Raw genomic sequence first — 7,306 nt, 5'->3', positions numbered from 1 at the left:
ATCATTTATATATTACACTAATGCTAGGCATTTAAGTTAAAAACCAAAACCTTAATAACCCCTCCCTCCTATTTCTCCCAGAACATTTACATTTGCCGCCTTATGGTACATATCGTTTTTAGTGAGGCAGACATAACCGTATTGCAACAGGCTATGGAATTTGACAGCAGCTTGCAGGGGGAAGTAATACAAATAAAGGATGATTTTGCAGTTGGGCCAATTAGCAATATATACGAACCGGAGGGTTACAGGCAACGCAGGGATTGGTGGCAAGATGCTTTGCTGTTTTCACCCTATACAGAGCAAATAAATATAGTGGACGATAAGCTGACTGTACACAACCTGCTAAAGCAATTGGAAGAAGACACTACGTTAGAACTATGGCTTTGGATGGGGCAAAATGCACACGATGTATGCGGCTATTACTGGCTGATGCGGCTGATGCCACAATTAAAAGATTTTCAAGGCAGGATACAGGTTTTGTATATGAACAACCTGCCTTTTATTAACGAAAAAGGGGGGATTTTCTACCCTACTTACCTGCACGAAATACAACCCAAGGAATTTAGAAAAGCCAAGAAACTAGCAAGGCCAATAACATTGAGCGAGTTTGAAACCGACCCAGATGAATGGCAGCGGCTTTGTAATGAAAACGGCATGGTGCGCTTATTGGAAGGCGGCAAAAAGATTGTAAGCAAACCTACATCGTTTTACGACAAGGATTTGCTGACTTTACTGCAACAAGAACCACAAAAGCTCACCAAATTATTCAGCATAATATTTGGGAAGACAACAATAAAAGCAAGCGATGTGTTTATTGCATGGCGGTACAGGGCATTGGAATCCTTAGAACAAATAGCCGTTATTGGCGAATGGGAAAGAGGCTGGAAAGAAATTACTTGCCAATTGCTTCAAAAGACCTAGGCGGTTTTCCAATGTTATTTCTATAAAATCTTTTGCAGGCATGGGCTTCAATCATTAAAATCATACAAATCATTTAATCAGTGGTATATTTTTGCTCTATGATAAAGTTAAGTGTCAATATCAACAAATTCGCTACACTTCGTAATAGCCGTGGTGGCAACAACCCTAATGTAGTTCAAGCCGCTATAGATGCACAGCGATTTGGCGCAGATGGCGTAACCGTGCACCCCCGCCCCGATGAAAGGCATATTACCTATAAGGATGTATTTGATATAAAAGAAGTGATTACTACCGAATTTAATATTGAAGGAAACCCTACTGAACAAAAGTTTGTCGACTTGGTATTGGCTGCAAAACCACATCAAGTTACATTAGTGCCGGATGCTTTGGGGCAACTTACCAGCGACCATGGCTGGGATACCATCAAACACAAAGATTACCTGATAGATATTATTTCTAAATTTAAGGACGCAGGAATTAGGGTGTCCATATTTGTCGACCCCATTATTGAAATGGTAGAAGGTGCAGCATTAACGGGCACAGACAGGATAGAATTATATACAGAAGGCTATGCGAAAGCGTTTAGTGCATTAACTACTGTTGACACTGAACAGAAACTTGCAGCTATCGCCCCTTATGTTGCCGCTGCTGAAAAAGCTAGGCAATTGGGTCTAGGCATCAATGCAGGCCACGATTTAGATTTACATAACCTACAATATTTCGCTCAACATATTCCTTGGGCAGATGAAGTAAGTATTGGCCACGCATTAGTTTGCGATGCTTTGTATATAGGCTATGAAAATGCAGTGCAAATGTATAAGCGGCAGTTGGGTTATTACTAGCTATCTTTTTGACACAAAGGCTCGAAGACTCCAAGCAGCACTGAGAAAAAAGAAAGAATATATGTTTTGTATTTCTTCTTCTATAACACTTTGTGGCGCTTTGTGTTTTCGCACCTTTGTGGCAAACTAATCGCTAGCCTTCGCCTAGTATCTTTTCCACTGTTACCAAATCGTCCAACTCTACATTCATGGGCAATACGCCTATCTGCACAATGGCACGCTTGCCCCTTATTTCTTTCACCTCGCCTACTTGGTAATTTTTTTTCAATTTCACCAAGCTACCTATCGTTATTTCAGCTTTGGTTTCTTTAAACCTTGTGTCCACTTTTTTGGCCAACTTATTCACCACTATTTTTTCCTTGCTTTTAAACAGCAGGGTTTGCAAGTTTTGCACTACTGTGTTTTTGTCATCGGCTTTTTTCCAGTCCAGCACTATTTGTTTCAGCTTGCGTTCCATGTCTTTCATGTACGCAAGGCGGTCTTCCGTTATTTGGTTCTGGTGCTTCTGGGTTTCTATTTGCTGGCGGTGGCGTTCTTTGTCCATCACCGTTTGCATTTCTTTTTTCAGCTTTTCATTTTCCCTTAGCAGCTTGTGTAGCTCCTTTTTGTCAATATCCAGTTGCTGCAAGTCCTGCTCGGTGCGGTTCAGTAGTTTGTCTAGTTTAAAATGGTCTTCATCCACCAGTTTCCTTGCCCGGCTTATTAAATGTTGTGGCAGGCCAATCCTTTCTGCTATGGCAAATGTGTAGCTGCTGCCAGGCTTGCCCACAATCAACTTATACATCGGCTGCAAATGCACTTCGTCAAACTGCATGGCCCCGTTGATGATACCTTGCGTGCGGTTGGCCATTACTTTCAGGTTCAGGTAATGGGTGGTTACTATGCCAAAAGCATGGCGGCGGCCAAGCTCTTCCATGATTACCTCTGCAAAAGACCCGCCTAGGTTCGGGTCGCTGCCGCTACCTAGTTCATCAATAAAAAACAGGGTTTTGCCATTGGCCACTTCTATAAAGTGCTTCATGTGCTGCAAGTGCGATGAGTAGGTACTCAACTCAAACTCTATGCTTTGCGTGTCGCCAATATGGATAAATAATTGCCTGAAAATGCCCATCTGCGATGTGGGGTGAACTGGCACTAGCAAGCCGCTTTGCAGCATCACTTGGTTTAGCCCAATTGTTTTCATGGTTACCGTTTTGCCACCGGCATTGGGGCCACTTATAACCAATATCCTGCTTTTTTCATCAAGGGTTAGCGTAACAGGGATAGTAGGCTTTTGGCTGGCTTTGTTGTACAGATACAACAAAGGGTGGTACGCATCTTTCAGTTCTAGATGGGCTTTATCCAACAAGTTGGGCAATTGCCCGTTCATATCCAAAGCCAATTTGGCCTTGGCTTTTATAAAGTCGTACTCACCAATAATATCCAAATACCCCTTTAGCAAAGGGGCATAAACAGACAGTTTTGCTGTTAATGCCCGCAAAATTCGTTGCACTTCCCGGCTTTCGTCATTCTCCAACGAAAAAACTTCGTTGTTCAGGGGTATTGTTTCTTCTGGTTCTATAAAAGCGGTTTTGCGGCTGTCGCTTTCCCCATGCAAAATCCCTTTTACATGGCGTTTATGCTCGGCAAATACCGCCACTACCCGCCTGCCATTGCTGAAACCTTCATCTATCTCGGCCGAATAGCCTGCCTTGTTTAGCTTGGCTACCACTTTCTCAAACATCCGCCGCAGGTCGTTCCTGCGTTTGTAGAGTGCCATGCGTATGCGGGCTAAATCTTCACTGGCATTGTCTTTCACGTTGCCGCCCTCGTCCAGAATTTCATCTATTATTTCTACTATTACTTTTTCGTAGTAGGTATCTTCTATTACCTTACTCAAAGCACTATAAGCCTGCCGCCTTTCTGCATCAAACCAGCGGAAAATGCTCCCAGCCGTTTCAGATAAGCGGCGGATGTGCATCCACTGCTCGCCTATCAGCAAAGCACCCGGTATGCCCAGCAGTTTAAGGTCTTTTTGTATGTTGAGCGTAAAATCGCCTGGGAAATACATGCCTTGCTGCTGTAGCAGCTTGTATTCATGTGTTTGCCTTAGCTCTAGTTCTATATATTCTTTCTTGGTATGGATGCGCAGGTGTTCAGCCTTTTCCTTTGCATACACCGTTTTGCAATGATTGGCCAACAGTGCTTTTACTTTGTCAAATTCTAACTGGTTGGCTGCCGATTCCGGGTACAAACGCATATTGTAGTAAGTGCCCTCTTTTTAGGGTGAGGAAGCGCAAAGGTAAGTTATCAATTATGAATTAGGAATTATGAATTGGGAGTTAGTGGTAAGTGGTAAGTAATAAGTAGTAAGAGCTGCATTTCAAATCTTAGTTTTTATCTCCTCGAAGCTACAGTGTTTACACAATTCCCCTCTTTGAGGGGTGGCCGCAGGCCGGGGTGAAAAACGAGAACACTTATACATTTTTTATACTATTATTTTTGCCGGGTTTTTTATTAAAATAGTTTCAGTTTTGCCAATTTTTAACCTTTTTGCCGTTTCAGATTTTTTTTTAAAATCCTCGATTTTTTTTGTAAACCATTGATTATCAATACTATTAGCGAATTTTTAGTAGAGTAAAAAAGTATCATTTTATGATATTTTACTATCATGGAATAATACCAAATTAATACCAAATTGATAGTAGAATAATAGTTTTATGATAATAAAGTGATCATTTATTGATAAGGAATTATAATACCTTAATTTTTAAAAACTACTATTTTAATATTAGTAAAAAAAGAACTACGATACTAATGCCTGGAAACTAGCTTTGTAAATGCTTTGTATCAGGTGCATTTATAGCACAAAGATACGTTTTTTTAAAATAGAGCATGTTTTTGGAAAAATAAAAAAAACAGCCCAAGCGAAAAAATTTTATGCACCCTTATGAATTAGGCGTAAGAAATAGGTAATAAGTAGTAAGAGCTGCATTCAAATCTTTGCTTTTATCTCCACTTAGCACTTAGCCATGAAGCTATAGCAAATGAAATAGCGCAAAATGCGGAGGAAGCAAGTGAAATTTTCGCTGAAAGTCTTATCAGACAGGCTTCTTATTTTGTAAGTGATGCTAAACAAAAAGCGGAGGAAGGCGTTGAAGGGGCGCAAGAAGCTTATGAAGAACTTAAACATACTTACCATAAGATTGTGGAATGTACTATTAGTAAAAACTAAGCTGTAGTAAACGTTCTAAAACTTTCGGGAAGTTTTCCTTTATCAACCACTTTAACAAAGCCATACACAACAGATGCGCGGTTGCATCTCTTTTTAGCCACCTTTGCTAGCAGTGGCTTAACTGAGATTGATTCACGGCACACCTACGCCTAGCTGGGAAAAAATTCGTTTTTTCAATGTAAATTTCAATTTTCTTATACATATACCCAAACAATTCCCCATCTTTGGATGAATTAAAAACAACTATCATTTTCTAATTGAACTGAAAGAAAATTTAGACTAAAAAAAGACGTTATTGCCTTGATTACAAAAGTTTTTTAATTTGAAGATTAGCACCAAAAGGCTAAAAAAGTATAGTCTTTAGGTATTTGAATGGGAGCGAATAAACCGAATAGCAAAAATGACAAATCAAACCCCAGAGCAGATTGCAAGAGATGAGATCGACAGGCAGCTAATTGCCTGTGGCTGGGTTATTCAACCTGTAGGCATTATTGGCGTAAATGAAATGGTAGATAACAATAAAGGCTTACCAGTACAAAGTTTTCATTAACAAACACTCAATTCATTATTTATAAACTTAGCTAGATAACAAATCATGTCGATAAACATTCAGTACGAAGAGAAAGGCATTATATACTTCACTAATCAAAAAGATTTATTTAAATTATTGCTAGTTACAGCTACGAAAATTGAAAAGGATATTCTTCACGGCAAACTTAAGCCTTTACCGGGCTGTGATTCACTCATTAAGATATATGATGGAAAACAATCCTATTACTTGGGGCTATTTGGACAATATCGTGCTGTACATGTAGCATGTGGGGAAATGGGGTCAATAGGCCGCGAATCATCAATTATTACCACTACTGATGCAATTGCTTTTTGTAGCCCGGCAGTTGTTCTTATGCCCGGAATAGCATTTGGTATTGACAAAAAAAAGCAAAAGATTGGTGACGTTTTAGTTTCTGAAAGAATTATCTCATACGAGCCACAAAGGATTGGAGAATCAAATACGGAATTTAGAGGCAAAGAATCACCAGCAAGTTCGCTACTTATCAATCGTTTTCGTAATACTGATTGGAATTATAAAATTGGAGATATAGAAACTAAGATATTTATTGGAGATGTACTGTCCGGGGAGAAACTTATGGACAATACACAAGCCAAAAATGTACTTGTAAAGCAATATCCCGGATCAAAAGGAGGAGAAATGGAAGGAGTTGGAATTGCCTCGGCTTGCGATGGAAAAGTTGCTCATTGGATTGTTGTTAAAGCTATTTGTGATTTTGCAGATGGTCAAAAAAAATATGGAAAAGCTAAAAAGCAGGCTACCGCAGCAAATTCAGCAATAAATCTTTGTGAGTATATTTTTAACAGCAACCATGCGTTTTCGGAAATTCTTGAACCATATGATGAACAAATTGGTAGTGCCAAACTAACAGCTAAGTTATTTGAAATAACAAAAAGACAGATCGAAGATGCAAATTAAAAGAGACAAGCTGCTTGAAAAGCTTTACGACTTTTGTTCAATTGGAAATGGTCTGATTATAGGTAAGCCGGGAGTTGGTAAAAGCTTTTTGCTTAAGGAGTTACAAAAAAAGTTATATGATTCTGGGAATGGAGTTCCAGCATTAATATTGAAAGTAGACACCCTGCTTGAATATGACGATGCTGCCATATCTATAGAGTTAGATTTGTCGGAGAATTGGATTCAAGCGCTCAAAAAAATTTCATTGTCAGGGAAGAAGGCTATTTTGATCTTTGACGCTTTTGACGCTGCAAGAGACGAAAGGATTCGAAAAGGCTTTTTAAATCAAATTCGGAAAGCTGTTAGGGAACTTTATGAATCCTACAATATCATTGTCACAGTAAGGACCTACGATGCATCCAAGTCTTCCGAGTTACTGAAACTATTTGGTGCCTCGGGAATAATGAATGAATTGGAAAGTTGTCGTAAGCTGGAAATTGCCGAACTTACAGATGAGGAAATTTTGCAGGGAATAGGAGGAAATAAAGTCTTAGAAAACTTATTTTATGAAGCAAGCAAGGAATTAAAAGAAATTATTCGAATACCATTTTTCTTGATGTTATTAGAAGGAATTTCAAAAAGTGTAACTGAAAAAGAAATAAATCTTATTAAACAATACAAATCTGAAGCACAATTACTAAAAGTCTATTGGGAAAAGAAAATTAAAAAATATCGGTGGGCATATAGAAAAAGAAATATTTGTTCAAAAGTTAACCCAAGCCTTAGTAGATAAACGTTCATTAAATATTTTAAAAAGTGATTTCTATGCCTCACAGGTCTCTGACACTAGTACTGTTT

General features: G+C 38.9%; 6 protein-coding genes. 5 read left to right on the top strand and 1 reads right to left on the bottom strand.

Annotated elements, in window-relative coordinates; genetic code table 11:
* Positions 1 to 102: 102 nt before the first annotated feature.
* Entirely contained in the window at positions 103 to 924 is an 822-nt protein-coding gene (locus tag ACHFIY_RS10050; protein WP_410845955.1) for a DUF1835 domain-containing protein, read from the top strand.
* 98 nt (positions 925 to 1,022) lie between these two features.
* Positions 1,023 to 1,766, top strand: coding sequence for a pyridoxine 5'-phosphate synthase (locus tag ACHFIY_RS10045; RefSeq protein ID WP_410845954.1), 744 nt, complete (start codon positions 1,023 to 1,025; stop codon positions 1,764 to 1,766).
* A gap of 133 nt (positions 1,767 to 1,899) precedes the next feature.
* Here ACHFIY_RS10045 and ACHFIY_RS10040 read toward each other — a convergent pair whose 3' ends face one another.
* The gene (locus tag ACHFIY_RS10040; protein WP_410845953.1) at positions 1,900 to 4,005 is read right to left on the bottom strand and encodes an endonuclease MutS2; all 2,106 of its coding nucleotides are present in this window, start codon (positions 4,003 to 4,005) and stop codon (positions 1,900 to 1,902) included.
* A 1,375-nt stretch (positions 4,006 to 5,380) separates the two neighbouring features.
* Between ACHFIY_RS10040 and ACHFIY_RS10035 the strand changes: the two genes are divergently transcribed.
* From ACHFIY_RS10035 to ACHFIY_RS10025, 3 genes are read left to right on the top strand one after another with little or no spacing between them, the layout of a single operon-like run.
* The gene (locus tag ACHFIY_RS10035; protein WP_410845952.1) at positions 5,381 to 5,530 is read left to right on the top strand and encodes a hypothetical protein; all 150 of its coding nucleotides are present in this window, start codon (positions 5,381 to 5,383) and stop codon (positions 5,528 to 5,530) included.
* A 45-nt stretch (positions 5,531 to 5,575) separates the two neighbouring features.
* The gene (locus ACHFIY_RS10030) at positions 5,576 to 6,469 is read left to right on the top strand and encodes a 5'-methylthioadenosine/S-adenosylhomocysteine nucleosidase family protein (protein WP_410845951.1); all 894 of its coding nucleotides are present in this window, start codon (positions 5,576 to 5,578) and stop codon (positions 6,467 to 6,469) included.
* Complete coding sequence (locus ACHFIY_RS10025; protein WP_410845950.1) at positions 6,459 to 7,241, top strand: NACHT domain-containing protein; 783 nt, start codon at positions 6,459 to 6,461, stop codon at positions 7,239 to 7,241. The genes ACHFIY_RS10030 and ACHFIY_RS10025 overlap by 11 nt, the downstream gene beginning before the upstream one ends.
* Positions 7,242 to 7,306 lie beyond the last annotated feature (65 nt).

This window comes from Parasediminibacterium schistidii, from assembly GCF_046546515.1.
GTDB lineage: Bacteria > Bacteroidota > Bacteroidia > Chitinophagales > Chitinophagaceae > Parasediminibacterium.
This window is presented reverse-complemented; position numbering and strand designations above follow the sequence as displayed.